Origin of the sequence: Devosia soli, assembly GCF_000970455.1 — a bacterium.
In the GTDB taxonomy this organism is placed as follows: domain Bacteria; phylum Pseudomonadota; class Alphaproteobacteria; order Rhizobiales; family Devosiaceae; genus Devosia; species Devosia soli.
The window spans coordinates 64,976-88,673 of record NZ_LAJG01000014.1; the positions used below are offsets into that span (position 1 = coordinate 64,976).

Annotated in this window: 24 protein-coding genes; 13 read left to right on the forward strand and 11 right to left on the reverse strand. The window is 60.6% G+C overall.

Annotated elements, in window-relative coordinates; all coding sequences use genetic code 11:
* The 9 genes from VW35_RS04380 to gyrA form a co-directional block, all read right to left on the reverse strand.
* Nucleotides 1–627, reverse strand: coding sequence for an exopolysaccharide biosynthesis protein (locus tag VW35_RS04380; RefSeq protein WP_046141820.1), 627 nt, complete (start codon nucleotides 625–627; stop codon nucleotides 1–3).
* Nucleotides 624–1,709: a tRNA preQ1(34) S-adenosylmethionine ribosyltransferase-isomerase QueA gene (gene queA / locus VW35_RS04385; protein WP_046141821.1), complete on the reverse strand. Its 1,086-nt coding sequence runs from the start codon at nucleotides 1,707–1,709 to the stop codon at nucleotides 624–626. The genes VW35_RS04380 and queA overlap by 4 nt, the downstream gene beginning before the upstream one ends.
* A gap of 85 nt (nucleotides 1,710–1,794) precedes the next feature.
* Nucleotides 1,795–2,244: a DMT family transporter gene (locus VW35_RS04390; protein WP_152662478.1), complete on the reverse strand. Its 450-nt coding sequence runs from the start codon at nucleotides 2,242–2,244 to the stop codon at nucleotides 1,795–1,797.
* 67 nt (nucleotides 2,245–2,311) lie between these two features.
* Entirely contained in the window at nucleotides 2,312–2,827 is a 516-nt protein-coding gene (locus tag VW35_RS04395; RefSeq protein ID WP_046141822.1) for a peptidylprolyl isomerase, read from the reverse strand.
* Between the two features lie 221 nt (nucleotides 2,828–3,048).
* Nucleotides 3,049–3,633, reverse strand: a complete 585-nt coding sequence (locus VW35_RS04400) for a peptidylprolyl isomerase (RefSeq protein ID WP_046141823.1) — start codon at nucleotides 3,631–3,633, stop codon at nucleotides 3,049–3,051.
* Complete coding sequence (coaD, locus tag VW35_RS04405; protein WP_046141824.1) at nucleotides 3,630–4,127, reverse strand: pantetheine-phosphate adenylyltransferase; 498 nt, start codon at nucleotides 4,125–4,127, stop codon at nucleotides 3,630–3,632. Before coaD ends, VW35_RS04400 begins: the two co-directional genes overlap by 4 nt.
* A 33-nt stretch (nucleotides 4,128–4,160) precedes the next feature.
* Entirely contained in the window at nucleotides 4,161–5,375 is a 1,215-nt protein-coding gene (locus tag VW35_RS04410) for an MFS transporter (RefSeq protein ID WP_083982422.1), read from the reverse strand.
* Nucleotides 5,368–5,841: a GNAT family N-acetyltransferase gene (locus tag VW35_RS04415; protein ID WP_052951492.1), complete on the reverse strand. Its 474-nt coding sequence runs from the start codon at nucleotides 5,839–5,841 to the stop codon at nucleotides 5,368–5,370. Before VW35_RS04415 ends, VW35_RS04410 begins: the two co-directional genes overlap by 8 nt.
* Nucleotides 5,842–6,001: 160 nt before the next feature.
* Nucleotides 6,002–8,689, reverse strand: coding sequence for a DNA gyrase subunit A (gyrA, locus tag VW35_RS04420; RefSeq protein ID WP_083982539.1), 2,688 nt, complete (start codon nucleotides 8,687–8,689; stop codon nucleotides 6,002–6,004).
* A gap of 250 nt (nucleotides 8,690–8,939) precedes the next feature.
* Between gyrA and VW35_RS04425 the strand changes: the two genes are divergently transcribed.
* Together VW35_RS04425 and VW35_RS20415 are read left to right on the forward strand one after the other, a co-directional pair.
* On the forward strand, nucleotides 8,940–9,287 hold the full coding sequence (locus VW35_RS04425; protein ID WP_046141828.1) for an ArsR/SmtB family transcription factor: 348 nt from the start codon (nucleotides 8,940–8,942) through the stop codon (nucleotides 9,285–9,287).
* The gene (locus VW35_RS20415) at nucleotides 9,284–9,763 is read left to right on the forward strand and encodes an SRPBCC family protein (protein WP_052951493.1); all 480 of its coding nucleotides are present in this window, start codon (nucleotides 9,284–9,286) and stop codon (nucleotides 9,761–9,763) included. Before VW35_RS04425 ends, VW35_RS20415 begins: the two co-directional genes overlap by 4 nt.
* A gap of 143 nt (nucleotides 9,764–9,906) precedes the next feature.
* Here VW35_RS20415 and VW35_RS04435 read toward each other — a convergent pair whose 3' ends face one another.
* Nucleotides 9,907–10,308, reverse strand: coding sequence for a winged helix-turn-helix transcriptional regulator (locus tag VW35_RS04435; RefSeq protein WP_046141829.1), 402 nt, complete (start codon nucleotides 10,306–10,308; stop codon nucleotides 9,907–9,909).
* 149 nt (nucleotides 10,309–10,457) lie between these two features.
* Between VW35_RS04435 and VW35_RS04440 the strand changes: the two genes are divergently transcribed.
* From VW35_RS04440 to VW35_RS04465, 6 genes are all read left to right on the forward strand, one after another.
* Nucleotides 10,458–11,339, forward strand: coding sequence for an SDR family oxidoreductase (locus VW35_RS04440; RefSeq protein WP_046141830.1), 882 nt, complete (start codon nucleotides 10,458–10,460; stop codon nucleotides 11,337–11,339).
* A gap of 127 nt (nucleotides 11,340–11,466) precedes the next feature.
* Nucleotides 11,467–13,866 carry an efflux RND transporter permease subunit gene (locus VW35_RS04445; RefSeq protein ID WP_152662479.1) on the forward strand — a complete coding sequence of 800 codons (2,400 nt, stop codon included), beginning with the start codon at nucleotides 11,467–11,469 and terminating at the stop codon, nucleotides 13,864–13,866.
* A gap of 129 nt (nucleotides 13,867–13,995) precedes the next feature.
* Nucleotides 13,996–14,523 carry a hypothetical protein gene (locus VW35_RS04450; RefSeq protein WP_046141832.1) on the forward strand — a complete coding sequence of 176 codons (528 nt, stop codon included), beginning with the start codon at nucleotides 13,996–13,998 and terminating at the stop codon, nucleotides 14,521–14,523.
* A gap of 186 nt (nucleotides 14,524–14,709) precedes the next feature.
* The gene (locus VW35_RS04455; RefSeq protein ID WP_046141833.1) at nucleotides 14,710–15,342 is read left to right on the forward strand and encodes a methyltransferase family protein; all 633 of its coding nucleotides are present in this window, start codon (nucleotides 14,710–14,712) and stop codon (nucleotides 15,340–15,342) included.
* Between the two features lie 58 nt (nucleotides 15,343–15,400).
* Nucleotides 15,401–15,841 carry a D-aminoacyl-tRNA deacylase gene (gene dtd / locus VW35_RS04460; protein WP_046141834.1) on the forward strand — a complete coding sequence of 147 codons (441 nt, stop codon included), beginning with the start codon at nucleotides 15,401–15,403 and terminating at the stop codon, nucleotides 15,839–15,841.
* Nucleotides 15,838–16,239 carry a YbaN family protein gene (locus tag VW35_RS04465; protein WP_046141835.1) on the forward strand — a complete coding sequence of 134 codons (402 nt, stop codon included), beginning with the start codon at nucleotides 15,838–15,840 and terminating at the stop codon, nucleotides 16,237–16,239. The genes dtd and VW35_RS04465 overlap by 4 nt, the downstream gene beginning before the upstream one ends.
* A gap of 41 nt (nucleotides 16,240–16,280) precedes the next feature.
* Here VW35_RS04465 and ssb read toward each other — a convergent pair whose 3' ends face one another.
* Nucleotides 16,281–16,796, reverse strand: a complete 516-nt coding sequence (gene ssb / locus VW35_RS04470; protein WP_046141836.1) for a single-stranded DNA-binding protein — start codon at nucleotides 16,794–16,796, stop codon at nucleotides 16,281–16,283.
* 321 nt (nucleotides 16,797–17,117) lie between these two features.
* Here ssb and VW35_RS04475 point away from each other — a divergent pair, with 321 nt between their 5' ends.
* From VW35_RS04475 to VW35_RS04490, 5 genes are all read left to right on the forward strand, one after another.
* The gene (locus VW35_RS04475) at nucleotides 17,118–18,368 is read left to right on the forward strand and encodes a hypothetical protein (RefSeq protein ID WP_046141837.1); all 1,251 of its coding nucleotides are present in this window, start codon (nucleotides 17,118–17,120) and stop codon (nucleotides 18,366–18,368) included.
* 89 nt (nucleotides 18,369–18,457) lie between these two features.
* On the forward strand, nucleotides 18,458–19,102 hold the full coding sequence (locus VW35_RS04480) for a LysE family translocator (RefSeq protein WP_046141838.1): 645 nt from the start codon (nucleotides 18,458–18,460) through the stop codon (nucleotides 19,100–19,102).
* 213 nt (nucleotides 19,103–19,315) lie between these two features.
* Nucleotides 19,316–22,210 carry an excinuclease ABC subunit UvrA gene (gene uvrA / locus VW35_RS04485; RefSeq protein WP_046141839.1) on the forward strand — a complete coding sequence of 965 codons (2,895 nt, stop codon included), beginning with the start codon at nucleotides 19,316–19,318 and terminating at the stop codon, nucleotides 22,208–22,210.
* A gap of 616 nt (nucleotides 22,211–22,826) precedes the next feature.
* On the forward strand, nucleotides 22,827–22,976 hold the full coding sequence (locus VW35_RS20895) for a DUF1127 domain-containing protein (RefSeq protein WP_083982424.1): 150 nt from the start codon (nucleotides 22,827–22,829) through the stop codon (nucleotides 22,974–22,976).
* A gap of 150 nt (nucleotides 22,977–23,126) precedes the next feature.
* Nucleotides 23,127–23,687 (forward strand): type 1 glutamine amidotransferase domain-containing protein, encoded by a 561-nt coding sequence (locus VW35_RS04490; RefSeq protein WP_046141840.1) that lies wholly within the window; start codon nucleotides 23,127–23,129, stop codon nucleotides 23,685–23,687.
* Nucleotides 23,688–23,698 lie beyond the last annotated feature (11 nt).

Here is a 23,698-nt window from a genome sequence, read left to right on the forward strand (position 1 = left end):
CTAGAACACCGCATTCCATGCCTGGCCGCCGAGATTGACGGCCGCCAGGATCAGGGCAATCTCGACCCCTAGCCCGATGATGCAGATCAGGGTGCCGACGATGACGCCGGCCCCGTCGCGGTTGAGCATCGAAAACGCCAAAACACATAGCCCGACATTGGGAATGGCATTGGTAAGTGGGATCGGCACGGTCATCGCGATGCTGATCACCATGGCAAATATGCCATAGGGCACGGTCGCTGCCGCCCCCGTCATCCAGCGCAGGCGCGGCTTCGAAAAGCGCGCGATGATGCCTGTGACTTTTGCGACTTGCTGGCTCGCCTTGAGCAGCGGCGCAACAGGGAGTTTGCGCTTGCCAATCAATTCCGGCAGCCGTATTGGCCTCCCCATAACCATGAACAGCGCCACGGCAAAGGTGGTCCACGCGATCGTGCCGCCGAACCCTGGCGGCCCGGGGATCATATTGAGCAGCGTCAGCATAAGGATCAACAGGCGATGCGCGCCCGGTCCCATGGCGTCGATCAGGCGATCGAATGTAAGCTTCTGATCCCCGCTCGCCGCTATGGTTTCAAGAACGGAGACGATCCGCCGCGTGTATCGAAGGATCGGCCGGCGCCGTACCGTCACACCTCGTCATCCCTGTCCGCGGACCGGTCGCGGAACAGCAGCGAAGAGTCGCCATAGGAATAGAAGCGGTAACCGTTCGCTATCGCGTGATGATAGGCCGCCTTCATCGTGTCGAGCCCGGAAAAGGCACTGACCAGCATGAAGAGCGTCGATTTGGGCAGATGGAAATTGGTCATCAGCACATCGACCGTGCGGAACCGAAACCCGGGCGTGATGAAAATGTCGGTATCGCCCATAAAGGGCTGCAGCATCCCCGTCGCCCGCGACGCTGTTTCCAGCAAGCGGAGGCTCGTCGTACCGACCGCAATAACGCGTCCGCCCGCGGCGCGCTTGGCATTGATGCGCTCGACCGTCGCCTGGTCGATTTCGCCCCATTCCGAATGCATGACGTGGTCTTCGGTGTCGTCGACCTTCATCGGCAAGAAGGTCCCTGCCCCGACATGGAGCGTCACCCGCTCCATACTGACGCCGCGCTCGACCAGCTGCTGCAGAAGTTTTTCGGTGAAATGCAGCCCAGCGGTTGGCGCTGCAACAGCGCCATCCTCGGCGGCATAGACCGTCTGGTAGTCAACCTTGTCGCGCTCTTCGACATCGCGCTTTGCGCCGATATAGGGCGGCAGCGGCATGGCGCCATGCGATTTGATCGCTTCGTCGAGCTGCGCTCCGCCCAGCTCGAATTCAAGCGTGACTTCGCCCGTGTCGCCCTTGCCGGCCACGCGGGCCTTGAGCGCGTCGGTTTGCCCATTCCCAAGTTCGAGCTCGTCGAGCAGCGCCAGTTTCTTGGCCGGCCGCGCAAAAGCGCGCCAGGTATGCGCGTCGACCCGCTTGTGGAGGTTGAACGAAACATTGGCCCGCGTCTCCCCGCGCACCCGCACGCCCCGCAATTCAGCGGGCAATACCCGCGTGTCGTTGACCACCAGCACGTCGCCCGGCTGCAGGATCTCGAGAAGATCGGGAATATGCCGGTCTTCCACGCCACGACCGGGCCTGACAACCAGCAAGCGGGCGGAATCGCGCGGCTCGGCAGGGTGAAGAGCGATCAGGTTTTCAGGCAGGTCGAAGTCGAATTCAGATACACGCATGGCCGCTCGTTAGCATGTGTTCAGCCGATCGAAAACGGTGCATCGCAGCCTAAGTTGCCACAGCACGCGGCCAACCAGCCATACGCTAAAGCACGCGGATCATCACCGCCCCGACGATCAGCAGCGCCGCGCCGGCCACCCGGCCGAGCGAAATCTCGCGCACGGCCATGCCCATGAACCCGACCTTGTCGAGCAAGAGGCCCGCGATGAGCTGTCCAGCCACCGACAGCGCCATCACCGCGGCAGCACCGATCATCGGCGTTAGCGTGATATTGGAGAAGACGTAGAACGCCCCGAGCAGCCCGCCCGCAATCAGCGTCCAATGCGCCGGCGCGGCAAAGTTGATCGGCGTGGCCGTGAGGTGGCTATAGCCAAAGGCCAACGCCCATAGGACCACGCCACCGGCGAGGAACGAGACCGCTGCGGCCGCGATCGGCACCTCGAGCGCGCGCCCCAGATTGGCGTTGATCGGCGCCTGCACGGCAATGCAGGCACCTGCAAAGACGCCCATCAGCGCCCAAAGCACAGTGTCCATCTTCAACTTCGAACCGTCCAATTGGCCGAGCCACAAAAAACTGGCGGCCCGAGAGCCGCCAGTTCACTTATTCTGCGATATCGGCCGCAACCTTGACCGAGACCATCTTGTCCGGATTGATCACCGGCTCACCGCGCTTGATCTGGTCGACATTTTCCATGCCTTCGATCACCTGGCCCCAGACCGTGTACTGACGGTCGAGGAAGCGTGCGTCCTGGAAGCAGATGAAAAACTGCGAATTGGCACTGTTCGGGTCCTGCGCGCGGGCCATCGAGGCGACGCCACGCACATGCGGCTCAGCCGAAAATTCCTGCTTGAGGTTCGGATACTGCGAACCACCGGTGCCGGCGCGCGAGGGGTTGAATTCGGGCTTCTCGGAATTGCCGAACTTGACGTCGCCGGTCTGGGCCATGAAGCCGTCGATCACGCGGTGAAACACCACGCCGTCATAAGCGCCTTCGCGGGCCAGCTTCTTGATGTGTTCGACATGGCCGGGAGCCAGGTCCGGACGCATCGCGATAACCACTTTGCCCTTGGTCGTTTCGATGACGAGGGTGTTTTCGGGATCGGCGTAATCAGCCATGATTTTCGCTTTCTGATGAAATGAAGTGGCCCGGATTTAGGCCGAAAGGTGGGAGAGCGCAAGGTTTTGAGGGAGCGACGCAGTCACTCCCTCCCGGCCTCCCGCATCAAGGGGGAGGTGTCCGGCTGAAGCGTGCCGCTAGATCGTGCCAAACACTCGATGCGACACCTCCCCCGATAAGGGAGAGGATGGGAGGAGGTAACCGGCAAGCACCACTACCCTCACTTATACTCGATAACGGCCTTCACGATCTTGTCCGGATTGGCCACGGCGCCATTGGCTTCCTGCGGGCCCTTTTCGAGTCCATCAACGGCTTCCATGCCGGAAACGACCTTGCCGAAGACGGTATACTGGCCATTAAGGAAGCTCGCATCGGCGTAAACGATGAAGAATTGCGAGTTAAACGAGTTCGGGTCTTGCGCACGGGCCGCGCCGACCGCGCCACGCTGAAAGCTTTCCGAATTGAATTCGGCCTCGACATCGGGCAGGTCCGATCCGCCCATGCCGGCCTGCGACAGGTTGAAGCCCGGCGCATCGGTCTTACCATATTGCACGTCGCCGGTCTGGGCCATGAAGCCGTCGATCACGCGGTGAAACACCACGCCGTCATAGGCGCCTTCATTGGTCAGCGTGATGATGCGTTCGACATGCTTGGGCGCGATTGCGGGCAGCAGTTCGATATCGACTGTGCCGTCTTCGAGCGTGAGGATCAGATGCGGCTGGCCCCCCTGCGCAAACGCGGGAGCAGCAGAAGCGACGAGGGCGGCGATGGCGAGGCCACCAAAAAGGCGACGGGAAAGGGTCATCGTGTTGCTTTCAAAGCCTTGAGGACGATGGGTGGTACGAAAGCGGAGATATCTCCGCCCATCTCGGCGATCTGACGCACCAATGTGGCCGAGATATGCCGCACGGGCGGGCTCGATGGCAGGAAAACGGTCTGCAGGTCCGGCGCCATCTGCGCGTTCATGCCCACCATCTGCATTTCATAATTGTAGTCCGTCGTGTCGCGCAGCCCGCGAATAATGAGCTTGGCCCCGTTCTCGCGCGCCGCATTGACCATGAGCCCGGCGAAATCGACGATCTTGAATTCGGTATTTGTGCGAATGCCGATCGGCCCCAGTACCTGTTCGAGAATGGCGCGACGGTCGCCATGCGAAAACATCGGGTTCTTCTTGGTGGCGCTGACGCCCACTCCAACCACAAGTGTGTCGACCAGTTTGCAGGCTCGCTCGATCACATCGAGATGGCCGTTGGTCAGCGGATCGAATGAACCGGGATAGAACCCGACAAGACCGTTCATCGGCCCCTCCCTCTTGATTTCATTCGGGTTTTCTCACGCGTCGCCTCGCGAGGCAAGAGTCACCGCGCCAAGGACGATGAGCAGCAGCCCTCCGGCAAGAAAGGCAACCGGCGTACCGAACCGCTCCGCAACAAAACTGCCGATCAGTGGCGCGGAAAGCATGGTAAGCGTTATGACCGCCTCGCCGGCCGCGTAAACGCGCGCGATCCGATCCGCTGGCGCCTCCGCCTGAATGACAGTGCGATAGGGCACCAGCATGAAGGCGGTCGCGCCGCCCATGAAGCAGAGAACAAGCAGAAAAAGCGGCAGCGGCACAGGCCATCCATAGCTGGCCGCCAGTGATACGGTAGCTGTTGTTCCACCCGAAATAATCGCAGCAGACGACATGGTCAGCATGGGGCGCGCGCCCGAAACGCGGCCCGCCATCAGCGCTCCAATAAGACCGCCGAGCCCCGAGGCCGATATCGAAAGCCCGAACGCCGTCGCATCAAATCCGAGCTCTCCTGCCAGGAGCGCGAGGAGTGCGTCGTAAAGAAAGAACGCGAAGTAGGCGCAAGCCGAAAAGATGAGTGCGACCAGAAGTGGCCGCTTCCGCCGGAATTCGCTAATCCCCACAAGCGATTCGGTGAAGAACTTGCCGCGCTCTGCGGCGCTCTCGGTGCGTGGCGGCAAGAACACCGTCAACGCGATCCCCGCAGCGATCAGCGACAACAATGCATTGAGCATAAAGACCTGCTGCGGCGCCAAGAAGGCCAGCAAGATGCCGCCGAGCGCCGGCCCTGCGATCTTGGACGTCTGGTTGATCGCCTGATGCAGCCCATTGGCGACACCGCGCAGATGCTCGGGTGTACTAGCCTGGATCGCAGCCTGCCGCCCTGGCGTAAATGCAGAATCGACCGCTCCACGCACGAAAACGAGCGCCAGCAAGAGCGCCGTATCGCTAGCGAAAGCAAAGCTCAGCGTAACGATTGCCCGGCCAAGATTGCTCAACACCAGCACCGCCCGAGTGGGCGCCCGGTCGACGATCACGGCTAGAAAGGGTCCGACAAGAATGTATGGAAGAGTGAGCGCCAGCGCGAAAAGCGCCAGGGCAAACGGTCCTTCATTCCAGCCAAATGCCAGCAACGCGACGATAGCGGCATAGTCCAGCCAATCGGCAAAATCCGCTGGAACACTCGCCAACGCCAGGCGCCGCGGCACGGACAACCTTAGGAGTGCGACGTAGCCGCCCTTCTCTGCCTCACTCACCGCGCGGTCCTATGTCCAGAATGAAAATATCAAGACGATCGGCTCCAATGCCTTCTTCAATCAGTCGCCAGCCATAACGAAGATAGTAGGATCGCAAGTGCTGGCGTGCTGCTAAAAAACACTGCCGATAGCCTAGTGACAGCAATCCTCTGAGCGCGCAGTCCATCAATGCATGGCCAACCTTGTTCCCCCGCGCGCCAGGCTCGACCCAAAGCGCAGCAATCCATGGGCTGAAGCTTGGCCGCTCGGCAATGTCAGAACCGATGGTGGTGACCGTACCGAGAAACTTGTCGTCTGCGACAGATACAAGTGTGACCGGGAAACGCGAGGCAGCAACGACTTCGCGCAACGCGCTCTCAACGTCAGTCAAAGTCCTGCCGTCCGGCCGCCAAAAGGCATTCCAGATCCGGTCAGCGACCACATCAAAAAATTCGGTCCGTTCGCGAAGATTGAAGATTGCTATCAAGTGCGCCTCTGCGAAATCAACTGGATACCTCGGGCAATCCATCCCGACTAGGCGTGAGACGTATAGACCCGTTCAGTGCACTCGGGAGACGTAAGATCTCAAGATAAAGGGGCGCCAAAGCGCCCCTTACGAAGGTCAGATGCCGAGAGCTAGAGAGGCTTCAATCCCCTGAGTTTTCCCCGCCTTCAGCTGCCGGCGGCGCAACGTCATCGCCGTCTTCGGCTTCCGGCTCGCTGATGCGTTCTACCGACACCACCTTCTCGCCCTCAGCCGTATCGAACACGATCACGCCCTGCGAGCCGCGGCTGACGATGCGGATCGGCTTGTCGCCGCCAACCGGCAGGCGAATAGTCTGGCCGCCGTCGCTGATCAGCATGATCTGGTCTTCGTCTTCCACCGGGAAGCTCGCGACCAGGTTGCCGTTGCGCTTATTGACCGCCATGGCAACGATGCCCTTACCGCCGCGACCGGTAATCCGGTATTCGTGGCTCGAGGTGCGCTTGCCATAGCCGTTCTCGGAAATGGTGAGGATGAACTGCTCGGTCGCGCTCATCTGCGCATAGAGCTCGGGGCTCAGCTCCCCGGCGACAACGTCGCCTTCGTCCGAGCTGCCCTCTTCGCTCTCGGCTTCGCCACGTACCGCCCGGCTCATCTTGAGATAAGCAGCGCGTTGCTCGGCATCGGCATCCGAATGGTTGATCACGGCCATCGAGATGACCTTATCGCCATCGGCAAGCTGGATGCCGCGCACGCCCATCGAATCGCGGCCCTTGAAGAGGCGCACGTCGTCAACGCGGAAGCGGATGGCCTGGCCGAGCGCCGTCGTCAGCAGCAGGTCGTCGTTTACCGTGCAGGTGTCGACGCCGACGATCTCGTCGCCATCGTCGAGCTTCATGGCGATCTTGCCATTCTGGCGTACTTCGACGAAGTCGGCGAGCGAGTTGCGGCGAACCGTGCCGCGCGTCGTCGCGAACATGATGTCGAGATTTCCCCAGGAGGTTTCGTCCTCCGGCAGCGGCATGATCGAGGTGACGCGTTCGCCCTGTTCAAGCGGTAGGATGTTGATCAGCGCCTTGCCGCGGGCATTGGCGGCCGCCAGCGGCAAGCGCCAGACCTTGAGCTTGTAGGCAATGCCGCGATTGGTGAAGAACAGCACTGGCGTGTGCGTATTGGCCACGAACAGCCGGGCGACGAAATCCTCCTCGCGCGTCGACATGCCGGAGCGTCCCTTACCGCCGCGGTTCTGAGCCCGATAGGTCGAAAGCGGCACGCGCTTGATGTAGCCGCCATGGCTCACGGTGACGACCATGTCTTCGCGCGCGATCAGGTCTTCGTCTTCGAAGTCTGCAGCATGATCGCTGATTTCCGTGCGGCGCGGCGTCGCAAATTCATCGCGCAACGCTTCGAGTTCTTCGCGGATAATCGTCCGCACGCGCTCGCGCGAGCGAAGGATATCGAGATAATCCTCGATTTCCGCGCCAAGGCCATTCAGTTCCTCGCCAATTTCGTCGCGGCCGAGCGCCGTGAGGCGGGCGAGACGCAGCTCGAGAATGGCGCGCGCCTGCTCTTCGGAAAGGTTGAAGGTGCCGTCCTCGTTGATCCGATGGCGCGGATCGTCGATCAGCTTGATCAGCGGCTCGACGTCTGCCGCCGGCCAACGCCGCGACATCAGCTGCTCGCGCGCCGTCGCCGGATCGGGGGCCGTCCGGATGAGCGCGATGACTTCGTCGATATTGGCCACGGCAACCGCTAGGCCAACGAGAATATGGGCGCGATCGCGCGCCTTGTTGAGCAGGAACCGCGCGCGCCGCGTCACCACTTCCTCGCGGAAGGCGACAAACGCGTCGAGGATCTGCTTGAGGTTCATCAACTCCGGCTTGCCGCCATTGAGCGCAACGAAATTGCAGCCGAACGAAGACTGCAGCGCCGTGAACCGGTAAAGCTGGTTGAGCACCACATCCGGCAGTGCGTCGCGCTTGACCTCGATGACGACGCGCATGCCTTCGCGGCTCGATTCATCACGAAGGTCGGCAATCCCCTCTATCCGCTTTTCGCGCACGAGTTCGGCGATCCGCTCCACCATCGCCGCCTTGTTCACCTGATAGGGGATCTCGGTGATGACGATGGCCTCGCGCTCCTTGCGCACCTCTTCCACGCTCGAGCGTCCGCGCACGATGATCGAGCCCCTGCCCGTCTCATAGGCCTGGCGGATGCCAGCACGGCCCAGGATCACGCCGCCCGTCGGAAAATCCGGTCCCGGCAGGTGCTCCAGCAGCTCTTCCGTCGTGATCGAGGGATTATCGAGTACGGCGAGCGTCGCGTTGATCGTCTCGGCAAGATTATGCGTCGGGATATTGGTCGCCATGCCCACGGCAATGCCGCCGCCGCCATTGACCAGCATATTGGGGAAGCGCGACGGCAACACGGTCGGCTCGCGTTCCGAGCCGTCATAGTTGTCGCGATAATCGACCGTATCCTTGTCGAGATCATCAAGCATGAGGCCCGTGATCTTGCGCATGCGGACTTCGGTGTAACGCATTGCCGCTGGCATATCGCCATCGACCGAACCGAAATTGCCCTGGCCCTCGACGAGCATCTGGCCCATCGAGAATTCCTGCGCCATGCGCACGAGTGCCATATAGACCGCGCTGTCGCCATGCGGGTGATACTTACCGATCACGTCGCCGACGACGCGCGCCGATTTGCGGAATGGCTTGTTATATTCGTAGCCATTCTCGCTCATCGAGAAGAGAATGCGGCGGTGCACCGGCTTGAGACCGTCGCGAACATCGGGTAGCGCGCGGCTGACAATCACGCTCATGGCGTAATCGAGATAGCTCTTGCGCATTTCGTCGGTGATGTAGATCGGAGCGATGTCGCCGCCCGAACCTTGTGGCGTATCTGTCACGGGGTGATTCTACGTTGGTTTTTCTTGGGTGATATGTAGGTCATTTCAGCCAAAAATGCCAATTTTGCCCCAAAAGCCTGTGGAGAGCATTGATCGCCCTCTCAACGACGCAACTGACCGACCCGCGCATCGCCGTTGACATGCTCAAAATCATGGCGCATCGTATTTGCATCATTGGCTAAATACGCAAATGCAAGATCACCTGACATCGACTTTCTCCGCGCTTGCCGATCCCACCCGCCGCGCCATGCTGGCGCGCCTGGCTCAGGGACCAGCCACCGTTACCGAGCTCGCCGAGCCCTTCGCGCTTGCCCTGCCGACGATCTCACGACACCTCAAAGTGCTTGAAGGCGCAGGTCTCATAACCCGCGAGAAGTCGGCGCAATTCCGTCCGTGCCGGCTCGAAGCAAGACCGCTTGAAGAAGCCGATGCCTGGATAGGCACCTATCGGGAGTTTTTCTCCCAGCGTTTCGACGCCCTTGAAGCGCAGCTCAAAACCATGATGGCCGCAAAGGCCAAAGAGGAGGACAAACAATGACTCATCCTGCTTTTTCGCTCGGGCGAGGGTTTACGCTCACCCGAACGTTCGAAGCGCCGCCGGAAATGGTTTTCGCCGCCTGGACGCAGCCAGAGCACCTGAATTGGTTCTTCAACCCCGGCTTCACCAGTGACCTGCCGATTACAGTCGACCTCCGGGTGGGCGGCGCCTGGCGTCAGGAAATGATCGTCAGCGATGAGCTGCGCTATATGACCGGCGGCATCTTCCGTGAAATAGAGCCGTTCAGGAAACTCGTCTTCACCTGGGGTGCCATAGACGGCTGGCCCAAGATCGATCCCGACCGGCTAGACCTCGCGCCGCAGGTTACTCTTTTGTTCAACGAAGTCGCCGAAGGCACGCAGATGGTTCTGAAGGTGCAACTGGCAGATCAGTTGACCGAAGCCGAGACCACAGAGTGGATGAGCACAGGGATGTTCGCCGGCTGGAACATGACGATCGATCGGCTGCCGTTTTAGTGTCGAGAGCAGTGTCATCCCCGCCTTCGCGGAGTGGCACGCGCCCAGCTTGCTTTTGCGCAGTCACCGCAATGCAGTATTCAACGGAAAAATGCAGCGGATGAAATATCTGCGCGCCCACTAACTCTGCTGCATCGCATCAATCAGATCTTGCCGTCAAACACTTGCCGCGCAGCCCCGATCTGCCCGATGCTGCGATTGGCCCATTCGATCAGATGGCCGAACGGCACGATGAGCGAGTGCCCCAGGTCCGTCAGCCGATATTCCACGGATGGCGGCTTGGTGTCGAACACCTGCCGGGAAACAAGCCCGTCGCGCTGCAGATCGCGCAGCGTCTGTGTCAGCATTTTTTGCGAAATGTCCGGCACTTCGCGATGCAGTTCGTTGAAACGCTTCGGCCCGCCCGCCAGGGTCATCACCAGCAGCATGCTCCACTTGTCGCCGATCTTGTCCAGCACGTCGCGCACCGGACAGGGCCCGCTCTCCCCGGACGCAGCATTCCAGCGCTGGATATAAATGGCGGCAGTTTCGATCTGGTCCAGCATGCACTTACCTCCAGGTAATCTTCGCTCGAAAAAGTGCCTCCTTTTCAGTCCGTCCCAAAAGACCTAGTTAGCACTCTCCTTTTGATACTTACTCTCCGATATGTATGAGAGCAAGTCCGTCGAAACAGCAAGCTTTATGGGAGACTGAAATGACTACTTTTGCCAATTCCGCCCTGCTCGTTACCGGTGCCTCCGGCAATCTCGGCCGCATTGCGGTCGAGGAGCTTCTGGCACGCGGCGCCACGCGCGTCATCGCCGGCACGCGCGATCCGGCCAAGCTTCAGGATCTTGCGGCCAAGGGTGTCGAAGTGCGTAAGCTCGATTTCGACGATGCCTCGACCTTTGCTTCAGCCCTTGCCGGCGTCGAGCGCCTCCTGATCGTCAGCACCGACGCCGTCGGCCGCCGCGCCGAGCAGCAGAAGGCGATCATCCATGCGGCCAAGACCGCTGGCGTCAAGCACATCGTCTACACCTCCGCCCCGGCTGCCCGGCCTGATGCCGATGCCGGCCTCAATCCCGAACATTTCTGGACTGAAGTCGAAATCGCTGCCAGCGGCCTCGATTTTACGATCCTCCGCAATCACATGTATGCCGAAAACACGCTGGCAGACGCCGCCCATGTCGTCTCCTCCGGCCAGCTCTTTGGACTCATCGGCGACCGCGGCACGTCCTATGTCACGCGTGAAGATGCTGCCCGCACCGCTGCCGGCGCCTTGCTCAAGGCTGAAGGCAAGACCGTCGAGGACGTCACCGGCTCCGCTCCCGTAACCAATGTCGAACGCGCCGCGCTCTTTTCGAAGCTGGCAGGCAAGCCGGTCCAGGTCATCGCCATCACCCCGGCTGAACTGCAAAAGGGCATGGTCGCTGCCGGCCTTCCAGAAGGCTTCGCCGGCGCGCTCGTTGCATTCCAACGCGACGCTGTGATTGGATACCATGGCGTCGTCACCGACGTCGTCGAGCGCTACACCGGCCGCAAGCCGACGAGCTTTGCCGATTTCATCTCCGCCAACAAATCAGCGCTTGGCGCCTGATCGGCCTCTGGCGCGGTTGCAACACTCGACCGCGCCACACTTCCCGCCCTGCTGCGACCGCTGGACGCACCAGCGATAAACACATAGACATCTCTGAGATTGCCTCATCTGGCGGAGTCGGGTCTCGGTGTCGTCTTCCTCTGTGTTCAAGCGCGTTCTGGCCCGTCTGACTTATGATCGCTCCATTGGTTTCGGCCTCGAACACATCGGCCTGACCACGGTTCGCTTTCCGCGGCTGATGGCCTTTCTTGTTCTGGCCTTCTCAATTCTTTGCTTCACGCAGATTCCCAAGGTCAATGTCGATGGTGACCTGCTGCGCGTCTATGCGCATTCGGGCCATTACTATGATGCCTACGAGCATCTGTCGGAAACTTTCGGCACCTTCGAAAACGACCTCTATATCCTCGTCAATTCGCCGCGCCTTGCCGATCCCGAAATCATCGAGCAGGTGCGCAATCTCGCCTTCGAGCTCGAGCTCAATGATTTCGCTGTCGGCACCATGTCGCCGTTCACGCTGCGCAAACCATCGCCCGGCGGCGGCTCCGAGCCAGCCGTGCCCGAGGGCTTGCAAACGGCCGATGAAGTCGCTTTTGCGCTCATGGATTTGCAGCAGAACGATCCGATGATGCGCAACCTCATCACGCCGGATCTCGATGGCGTGGTGCTGATCATGTTCCCCAACCAGGAATTGGTGGCCGAGCGCGGCGCCAAGGCCATGATCCAGAACCTTCGCGACACCATCGCGCCTTTCCAGTCGGACGACATCTCCATCGAAATCACCGGCCCGCCGGTGTGGACGACGGAAATGCTCAATGCCGCGGTCGACGATCAGGTCAAGTTTACCGTCTATGGTTTTGCCCTGGGCTCGATCATCGCCCTTCTCGCCCTCCGGTCCATTGCCGGCGCCCTGATCGTCGCCGCAACACCGTTCCTGGCCGTCATGTGGGCCATGGGGATGATCCTGCTTTTCTTCGGCTCGTTCTCCTTCCTCACCATCATCGTCACGACATTGGTGCTGGTCATTTCCTTTGCAGAGTCGATGTTCTTCACCTTCAATTGGCTTGCCTATTGGCGCGACGGCATGGAGCCCAACAAGGCAGTCGACGCGACGATCAAGCTTGTGGGTCCAGCGACAGCGCTCACCATGCTCATCTCCATGGTGAGCTTCGCGTCCCTGTCGCTCACCCCCGGCCAGGGCGTTCGTGAATTCTCCATGGCCGGCGCGATGGGATCGTTCCTGCTCTTTGCCTGCACCATGACATTCCAGCCGCTGCTGCTCAAATTCGCGGTGCGCGTCGGCTTCAAAGCCCCGCCGAAGTCGAGCGTAGTCTTGACCGCGCCTCTGCCCCTGTCCTGGTTTCTCGCCAGCCGCTTTGGCCGCCCGATCGCCATCGCCGGCATCGTCGTCACTGGCCTCCTGCTGATCCCCTATTTCCTAATTCAGCCACGGTTCTCCTTCGAGGATTTCGTCGCCACCAATTCGACGGCGCTCACAGCGGCGGAAAATATCGATCAGGGCGTCGGCGGCGTTGCGCCGCTTTACGTCCGCGTGCCTCTCATCGAAAACAACCCCGATGTCGGCGAAGTCGATTTCCAGCGGATCAAGGTCGTCCACGATATCCTTGAAAAGGAGCTCGGGGAGAACAAGGTCATCTCCGCCGCGAGCATGACCAATTATACCGAATCCGGGTTTACCCGCGCCGAAGTGCTCGATGCCGTTGGTCCCTTCATGCGCCAGCGCTTCGTCACCGATGATGGCTCGCAGGCCCTCGTCACCGGCTTCATGCCCACCATCATCGACAGCACAGTCCTCAAGGATCTCGTCCATCGCGTCGAAAACGAACTGACTGCTGCCGGCATAGACGGCGCCGAAGTTGGCGGCTTCCGCGTGCTCACCACCTTTGCCACCGATGATATCGTCCGAGGGCTTCAGCTCGATCTGACGGTCAGCGTGCTTGTCAATCTCGGGCTCATCGGCTTCGCCTTCCAGTCCTTCCGCGTTGCCGCCGCCTCGGCTATTCCCAATCTGTTCCCGATCCTCGGTACCGAGGCCTGGCTCTGGTGGTCGGGATCGGGCCTACAGCTCACCACCGTCATCGCGCTCACCATCGCCTTCGGCATTGCCGTCGACGATACGGTGCATTTCCTGTCTCACTATCTCCATGGCCGACGAGAAGAAGGCCGCACGCATGAAGATGCAGTCAAGCACACGCTCCTGCGCATCGGCGGCGCTATCGTGGCGACCACCATCATTTTGTGTGCCGGCACGGCCATCATCATGTTCTCCGAACTTCCACAGGTGGCGCTTTTTGGCTCCCTCTTCGTCATCACCCTGGCGCTCGCCATTCTGGGCGATCTCTTTATCCTTCCTGCGCTTCTCATGGCCGGCGGAAAGTTCTTTCATCCCCTCGGCAAGATTCGTGTACGCACCGCCGACCATGACGCCACCCCGGACGATCCGACCGGCGATACATTGACCGGCGACGATGGAATGGAAGGCGGAGTTGCAGCTGCCAAGGGCGTGTGAACACTGGGTCCTCTTGATTCCCACTGTTCACTGTTGCGAAAACACAGCGCCGAATCTGGCAATATTTGCTATTGAGGCAAGCGAACGACCAGCGGGGGGGCTAGTTGTGACACTTGGAGGCTTAGCGCTATGACCTTTCTCGGACCCCTGTCCCGTGCCGTCGCACTGACAGGTCTCCTTTTTTCGGCAGGTTTTACAGTCGCGCCGGCCTTTGCGGGCCCGGCCGAAGTGGCTTTGCTGAAATCCTATATCGGTGAGTGGCGCGGCCGCGGCACGCTCGTCGGCGCATCGACCGAAAGCGTCGTCTGCCGCTTGTCCCTCACCCCGGGCAATCAGGATAAGGTCAACTATAACGGGCGCTGCACCCTCGCTGGCACGAACCTCTCGGTCAAAGGCACCCTCGCCTATGTCGACGCATCGCGGCGCTACGAAGCGGCCATGACGTCGAACGCCACCTTCTCCGGCATCGCCGTCGGTCAGAAACGCGGCGGCGGGCTGATCTTCAACCTGCGCGAGCGCACGCCGGACGAAGAAGGCAAGGACATGAACATTTCCGCCTCGATCGGCCTGACCGACGAAGCGATCAGCGTTTCGTTCGAAGTGGTCTACGTCGAATCCGGCGACAGCCTCTCCGCGCAGGTGCCGTTTGCGCGCTGACCAGCGGCCCAGTTTCCTTGCAAGGGCGGCCATCGTGCCGCCCTTTGATTTTTTGAGTCGAGGTTCTCGCGCAATCAAAACTTCAATTCGTTAGGCCTTTCTTCAGCACGTTTTGAGTTCCTAGGCAGCCATTCAACCGCCGCGCGTTCTCTGTCCACATCACCCCGTGACTTCGTGAGTTCGCCGATGCCGCAGTCGCACAATGCCGAGCCGTCCGTTCCTGCCGTCCTCGATATTGTCGAGCGCGCCGTTCTTGCGGTGATGTTCAGCTTTTTTGCCTGGGGTCTGCTCCGCTCATTTCTCGATACCGGCAATTTCCTCTCGCTGATGTTGCTCGTCTCCGAGGGCGCCGTCGTGGTCTTCGTCCTCATCCGCCGCCCAACCGGCGAAATCTCCATCCGCCCCATTGATTGGGCCATCGCCTTCATCGGCACCGCCCTGCCGCTCTTTGCCAAGCCGGACGGCGAGCCACTTGTCGCTCCGCTCTTCTGCGCCATCGTCATGCTGTTCGGCATCAGCCTGCAACTGGCCGCCAAGTTGACCCTCCGGCGCAGTTTCGGCGTCGTCGCGGCCAATCGCGGCGTCAAGGTCAGCGGCCCCTATCGCTTCGTACGCCATCCCATGTATGCCGGCTATGTGCTGACCCATATCGGCTTTCTCCTTGCCAACCCGGCCTTCGCCAATCTCGCGGTCTATGTCGCCGCCTTCGGCTGTCAGCTCGCCCGCATCCTTGCCGAAGAAAACATTCTCTCGCGCGATCCCGCCTATCGCGACTTCGCCCAATCGGTGCGCTACCGCCTGCTGCCCGGCATCTTCTGATGACGCAGCCGCGTTTTTCCTGCTGACGCGACCCGGCTCTTGGGTTTAAGCAAGCGCCATGCGAGCCCTCGTCCAACGCGTCCAATCCGCCTCCGTCACCGTCGATGGCCAAGTCACCGGTGCAATCGGCATAGGCTCGCTCGTCTTCGTCTGCGCCATGCTGGACGACACCTGCGCAACTGGTGATTGGCTTGCCGCAAAAATCGTAAAGCTGCGCATCTTCCCCGACGATGCCGGCACGATGAACCGCTCGCTCCTCGATATCGCTGGTTCCGCCCTCGTCGTCAGCCAGTTTACCTTGGCTGCAGATACGCGCGGCAACCGCCCCGGCTTTTCCCGCGCCGCGCCGCCCGATCGTGGTCGCGTGCTATACGAGCGCTTTTCCGCCTCTCTTGCGGCCGCCGGCGTTCCGGTCGCCAACGGCATTTTCGGAGCCGATATGAAGGTGGCGCTTGTCAACGACGGTCCTGTCACTATCTGGCTGGACACGGCGGAATGACGCCGCCCCCGCTGCCGAACCGATTGGTCCGCGCCCTCTACTTCGTTCTCGGCATCCTGCTCCTCCTCGCCGGCATCATCGGCATCTTCGTGCCGCTCATGCCCACGACGATTTTCCTGATCCTAGCCGCCTGGTGCTTCTCGCGCTCTTCCCGTCGCCTCGAAACCTGGCTCCTCGGCCACAAGACCCTCGGCCCCACGATCGTCAATTGGCGCCGGCATGGCGTCATTCCGCGCCGCGCTAAAATCCTCGCCTCGACCGGCATGATGCTCGGCTTCGTGATCTTCCTGATGGCCGCCCATCCAGCCTGGTGGCTGGTCCTCCTCGTCGCCTTCAGTCTTGCCGCTTGCGCCTGGTATGTGCTGTCGCGCCCGTCCCAACCCTCTCCGGAAGCCTGAAACGAAAAAGGGCCGCTCCCGCGACCCCTTTGCCAAAATCCTCAGAACGGGATGTCGTCGTCGAGCCCGCCCGGCTCGAAGGCCGGTGCGTTGGACGATGGCCGGCGGCCGCCGCCGCCTCCGCCATTGTTGCTGACGCCGCGGAAGCCGCCGTCGTCGCTGTTGCGATATCCGCCGCTGCCTTCGCTCGCGCCGGCGCCATCGCCGCGACCGTCGAGCAGCACCATCGAGGCGTTGAAACCCTGCAGCACGATCTCGGTCGAATACTTGTCCTGGCCCGACTGATCCTGCCACTTGCGCGTCTGCAACTGGCCCTCGAGGTAAACCTTGCTCCCCTTATGGAGATACTGTTCGGCGACCTTGGCCAGCCCTTCCGAAAAGATCACCACGCGATGCCATTCGGTCTTTTCGCGCTGTTCGCCGGTATTGCGATCGCGCCAGCGTTCCGAAGTCGCAACGGACAGGTTTACCACCTTGCCCCCGCTCGGCAGGTTCCGCACCTCGGGCTCATTGCCCAGATTGCCGACCAGGATCACCTTGTTGACACTGCCTGCCATCGCTCGTTCCTTTCAATTCAGTCCCGGGCCTTGCGCCAAGCGGAACCCTCACATCCATAGCGGCGCGACTCTACCCCTCCGCGCCTTCCCCCGCCTGCATCTTGCCGGAGTTTTGAACACAAGTTTTGTTCCCTTTATGTTCCATTTTCACTCCAACGAGTCAACAGCCATTTTACCTCCCCAGTTCTCACCCCCAAGGACGGGCCCTATTGTAGCTCAGGAGCGCAAATTGACCGGTCCATTCAAATCCCTCCCCTCGGCCTCATTCTCGCCAAACCAACGCTTTCGTCTTCGCGCAACATATTGAGCGGATTTGAATTGATGATTGGCACCATTCTCAGACCACTCGGTCTCGTCGCCCTCGCCCTCGCCGCCTGCCTGCCCGCTAGTGCCAAGGAAATGACATTGGGGGGCGCAGTATTCGACGTTCCCGACGGTTGGGAAAAACAGGATGACGCCGAGGGCATCCTGCTCGTCCGGTCCTTTCCGGAGACCGAAGATACCGAACAGGCCGCGGCCATGATCCAGCTCCTCAATATCAAGGGCGCGCCCGCCTCGCTCGATGCCAACATCGCCGAAATGGTAAGTTGGGTCGACGGCATGTACGAGGAAGACCCGATGGTCGACAGCGCCGGCACGACACTTCATGGCCATTCGATCAAGGTCGAATACCGTTGCTGTAGCTATTCCAGTGATGTGCCCATGGGCCAGACCATCGCCGGCGTCGCCGCCGAAAACGAACAACTTCTTGCCGGCCTGATTTTCGTCAACACGAGCAGCGACCATCAGGATGAGGCCGATGAGGCTTTCGAAGCGCTGGTTCGCTCGGTCCGCTTCAAGGGCGACAGCGCCGAAGGCATGAAACCGCAAGCAGGCGATGGCGGGCTCGATGGCGTCTTCACCCATCTCGATACGGGCCTGATGCCCAATGCCTTCGGTGGCCTCGATTTCAATTCCGAAAGCGAGATCATGGTCTTCGATCCCGATGGCCTCTTCAGCTCCGCCATCCCCGCCGGCGGCGATATGGAAACCCATTGCGCCGCCAATCCCACCGATTGCGGCACCTATAAAGTCTCCGGCGGTGGCTGGTTTGGCGGCGCGCGGCAGATCGAGATGCGCTCCATGGTCGATGGCTATGGTGTCATCGAAACCGAAACGCTGCCTCTGGAAAAGTCTGGGAACGATCTCAAGATCGACGGAGGCGATTACTTTCGCCTGCCCCCGTTCGACAATGGCACCACGTTCGACGGCACCTGGACCTACACCTGGGCCTCGAGTGGCATGACGGCCACGTCCTCGGGCGGCGTTGCTGTCGAGCGCACCCTCGTCTTCAAGCCGGATGGCACCTTTACCCGCCGCGGTTGGAGCGGCGGGTCGTCGAGCGGCGACATGGGCGGCGTTACGGTCTCCTCCAAGCGGGCGGGCAGCTCGGGTACCTACGAGGTCTCGGGTTATCAGCTGGTCCTCACCGCCAGGAACGGCACCTCCGAAACCCTGTCGATCTTCGCCCCCGATCGCGACGACACGGACCTGCTCGTCATCGACGGCGCCAATTATCTCAAACAAGACTGAGTCGGCCGCAGCCGCCCCGCCCCTTCTTTCTCCTGACACACCCTGTCAGCACGCCTGCGCCATCGAGGCTGCCTCAATCGGAGCCCTCAATGGATTATGCGCAGGCCCTCTGGCTTTATACGCTCCTGGTCTTTGGCATCATCGCCGTACCGGGCATGGATATGGCCTATGTCATCGCCAATGCAATCACCGGCGGTCGGCAGATGGGCATGGCCGCCATCGCCGGCATTATGTTGGGCGGCGCGATCCACACGCTTTTTGGCGCCCTTGCCGTCGGCGCTTTCACCCAATTACCGGCCCTTGTCTTCCAATCCATGATCCTGATCGGCGCCGCCTACATGGCGTGGATTGGCTTCACCCTCCTTCGCAGCGCTATCAGCGTTGATGCTATTGGCAGCGCTTCCCTTCGCACCCGCTCGTCGGCCTTTTGCCAAGGCACAATCACCTGCCTTCTCAATCCCAAGGCTTATCTCTTCGTGCTGGCGGTCTTTCCGCAGTTCATGCGGCCCGGCTTCGGCCCGCTCTGGTCGCAAGCGCTCGTGCTCGCCACCATCACTCTTCTCATGCAGGCGCTCATCTATGGCGCACTCGCTCTCGCGGCCGGCCGCAGTCGTGATGCGCTCATCGGCAACCCAACCGCTACGATCTGGATTGGTCGATCTGTCGGCGCGCTGTTCCTGCTCGCAGCGCTCATCGCCGCCTGGCATGGCATTACTATGACGGCCTTCACTTGACCGAATCTTGGACGTTCTGCAATTGTTCACATTGCTCGAAGATGGTTTTGCCGGCGCCGGAAGACACGCTAAGGTGACGACAGCGCGGGTCGGCCATGTGCGCCCTCTGCTTGCAGCGCGGCCCAGCAACGCTTATTTCAGGGGCTCCCCAGCCTCAAAGACCCCACTTGCCTCTGCGCCGATCCACGGCGCATCGAGCCACGGACGAGAACTATGAAGCCAACGCCCAGCCAGAACCGTGAAATCATTGTGCGCGGCGCCCGCGAGCACAATCTGAAGGGCATCGACGTCAAGCTGCCACGCGACAGCCTCATCGTCATGACTGGCCTTTCCGGCTCCGGCAAATCGTCTTTGGCCTTCGATACAATCTATGCCGAAGGCCAGCGGCGCTACGTGGAATCGCTCTCGGCCTACGCGCGCCAGTTTCTTGAAATGATGCAGAAGCCCGATGTCGAGCACATCGAAGGCCTCTCGCCCGCCATTTCCATCGAGCAGAAAACAACCTCGCGTAACCCGCGGTCGACCGTTGGCACGGTTACCGAGATCTACGATTACCTGCGCCTTCTGTTCGCGCGTGTCGGCATCCCCTATTCTCCGGCGACAGGCCTGCCGATCGAGAGCCAGACCGTGTCGCAGATGGTCGATCGCACCCTGGAGCTGCCCGAGGGTACGCGCCTTTATCTGCTGGCCCCCATCGCCCGGGGACGCAAAGGCGAGTTCAAGAAGGAACTGGCCGATCTCATGCGCAAGGGCTTTCAGCGCGTAAAGATCGACGGCGAATATCACGAGATCGAAGACGCCCCGGCGCTCGACAAGAAATACAAGCACGACATCGAAGTCGTGGTCGATCGCGTCGTGGTTTCCCCCGACATTTCCGGCCGCCTGGCCGAGAGTTTCGAGACTGCGCTGAAACTCGCCGAAGGCATTGCGCTGGTCGAATTCGCTGACGAGAAAAACGAAGACGGCTCTGCCCGCCAGATCACCTTCTCCGAAAAATTCGCCTGCCCCGTGTCTGGCTTTACCATTGCCGAAATCGAGCCGCGTCTCTTTTCCTTCAACAATCCTTTCGGCGCCTGCCCGGTCTGCGATGGCCTCGGCACCGAGCAAAAGATCGACCCCGATCAGATCGTCCCTGATCCGACGCTGTCGCTGCGTGATGGCGCGATTCTGCCGTGGTCAAAGACGTCCGCGCCCTACTATCAGCAGACCCTGCAGGCCGTCGTGAAGCATTATGGCGCTTCGACGGGTACCGCCTGGAACGAACTGCCGCTCGACGTCCAGCACGCCGTTCTCTACGGCACCGACAAGACCAAGATCGATTTCGTTTATGACGATGGCCTACGCCAATACAAAACCCAAAAGGTTTTCGAAGGCGTCATCGGCAACCTTGAGCGCCGCTACAAGGAAACCGAAAGCGCCGGCATGCGCGAGGAAATCGAAAGGTACATGTCGGCCAAGCCCTGCAAGGCCTGCGGCGGCTATCGCCTCAAGCCCGAAACGCTGGCGGTGAAGATCGATGGCCTCCACATCGGCCAGGTCAGCGACATGTCGATCAAGGTCGCATCCAAGTGGTCCGTCGACCTGTCGGACAAGCTCAACGCCACCCAGAGCCAGATCGGCGAACGCATCCTCAAGGAAATCCGCGAGCGCCTCAACTTCCTCAACGATGTCGGCCTCGAATATCTGTCGATGTCGCGCAATTCCGGCACCCTGTCAGGCGGCGAATCTCAGCGCATCCGTCTCGCCAGCCAGATCGGCTCCGGTCTGACCGGCGTTCTCTATGTGCTCGACGAGCCGTCCATCGGTCTCCACCAGCGCGACAATGCCCGGCTTCTGGAAACCCTGCAGCGCCTCCGCGATCTCGGCAACACCGTCATTGTCGTCGAACACGACGAAGACGCGATCCTGACCGCGGACTACGTCCTCGATATCGGCCCCGGCGCTGGCGTCAACGGCGGCAATATCGTTGCCGAAGGCACGCCGCAAGACATCCTCAATCACCCAGATTCCCTCACCGGTAAATATCTGTCGGGCCGCATGGGCATTCAGGTGCCGGCCGAACGCCGCGAGGGCAAGAAGGGCAAGGCGCTCTCCATCAAGGGCGCGACCGGCAACAACCTCAAGAACGTCTCGGTCGACGTACCGCTCGGCCTCTTCGTCGCGATCACCGGCGTGTCCGGCGGCGGCAAGTCCACCTTGATGATCGACACCATGTATCAAGCCATCGCCCGTCGCCTGAATGGCGCGCGCGTGGTCCCTGCCCCACATGAATCGCTCACCGGCCTCGAATTCCTCGACAAGGTCATCGATATCGATCAGTCCCCAATTGGCCGCACCCCGCGCTCTAATCCCGCCACCTATACCGGCGCCTTCACGCCCCTGCGCGAATGGTTCGCTGGCTTGCCCGAAGCGAAAGCGCGCGGTTACGGACCGGGTCGGTTCTCCTTCAACGTCAAGGGTGGCCGCTGCGAAAAGTGCGAGGGGGATGGCGTCCTCAAGATCGAGATGCACTTCCTGCCGGATGTTTACGTCACCTGCGACGTCTGCAAGGGCAAGCGCTACAATCGCGAAACGCTGGAAGTCCAGTTCAAGGGCAAGTCGATCTCCGACGTCCTCGACATGACCATCGACGAAGGCGTCGAGTTCTTCTCGGCCGTCCCGGTCATCCGTGACAAGTTCGCAACGCTGCAGCGCGTCGGCCTTGGCTATGTCAAGGTTGGCCAGCCGGCCACGACCCTCTCCGGCGGCGAAGCCCAGCGCGTCAAACTCTCCAAGGAACTGAGCAAACGCGCCACCGGCCGCACGCTCTACATGCTCGACGAGCCGACGACGGGGCTACACTTCCACGACGTGGCCAAGCTTCTCGAAGTTCTTCACGAGCTCGTCGACGGTGGTAATACGGTGGTGGTGATCGAGCACAATCTCGAAGTCATTAAAACGGCCGACTGGATCATCGACATGGGCCCGGAAGGCGGCGATGGCGGCGGTGAGGTCGTTGCCATTGGTACGCCCGAAGAGGTCGCCTCCAACAAGCGATCCCACACCGGCCACTTCCTCAAGGAAGTCATGGACCGCCGACCGCATTACGCGACCCGTGCAGCAGAATAGATAAGGGGCCCTTCGGGGCCCTTTTTGCTGGTCTATGTCTGCCCGTTACCAAAAGGACCGCCAAATCGCCGTCCGCCAGATGTCGACGGTAACGGAGTGCTACCCGATTGGAGGCCGCAATTGCCCATAAATCCATAGGTCAGACCCATCAGCCGCTGAAAATGCCATGCACGCTACGCATGCAAAGCCTGCTCTTCCCATGATGGCTCAAGGCCGCAAATCAAGCCATGCTCACCTTGTGCTGCCAACCCATAAGGGGAAAGACCCATGTTTGTACGTGCTGTCTGGCGCATGCGGCGCCTCGTGGATATTAAGCAGACGTTAAGGGAAATGGACGTCCCTTCCACCCGAGAGGCAGATATGCTGGGCCTTTCAGGGCCCGACTTTTCCAAGATGACCCGGTCGCTGTTCGATCGCTGATCCGTCCACCTCCCAAAAACCATCTGGCCGCCGGATTGCCCTCCGGCGGCCAAACTTTTGCCTGCCACCTTAACCGAGGTTTAACGCCATCGCCCAATGCCCTGCACAAATTGCATGGCTTCTTTGACCAATCTCTATCTGCTCGGTCGCCTTGGTCTAATCTATATCTCTCCTTGCAAACGACAGGAGAACTCAAATGGACATTCGCAAGACCTTCAAGAAGTGGGCCGCTTACCAGCAGACGGTTCGTGAACTTGCTTCGCTCGACAATCGTCAGCTGAACGACCTCGGCATTGCGCGCAACGATATCAATCGCATTGCTCGCGATCATGCCAATTCGCTCTAAGTCTTATAGCGCGAATACTTCGAACCGAACGCCCGCATCTCTCTGAGACGCGGGTGTTTTCGTTTCCGGTCTTTGTGACCAAGCGCGTAGGAACTCCTTTCTTCTCCCTCCGTTGCCCTTGCCGACCCAAGCAACAGAGGAGTTATCCCCGTGCAGAATCTTTCCGGTAAAATGATCGCCATCGTCGCCACCAACGGCTTCGAGCAGTCGGAACTCGAAGTTCCGCTGAACAAGCTACGGGAGGCCGGCGCAACTGTTCACGTCGTTTCGCTTGAACCAGGCGAGATCAAGGGTTGGGATAAAAAGGATTGGGGCAACTCTGTCCCCGTCGACAAGACGCTCTCCGAAGCCAAGCCGGACGACTATGACGCACTCGTTCTCCCTGGCGGCCAGATCAATCCAGATCTCCTGCGCGTCGAACCAGATGCCATCGCCTTCATCAAGTCCTTCTGGCAACAGAAGAAAGTCGTTGCCGCCATTTGCCACGCCCCTTGGCTGCTCGTTGAAGCCGGCATTGTGAAGGGCCGTAAGGTCACGTCCTTCAACTCGATCAAGACTGACGTCATCAACGCCGGTGGGCTCTGGGAGGATAGCCAGGTCGTCACAGACCAGGGCCTCATCACCAGCCGCAACCCGGGCGACCTTGATGCCTTCTGCGAAAAGATCGCTGAAGAGGTCAATGAAGGACGCCACGAGCGCCGCGCCGCCTAACTCACCCATTG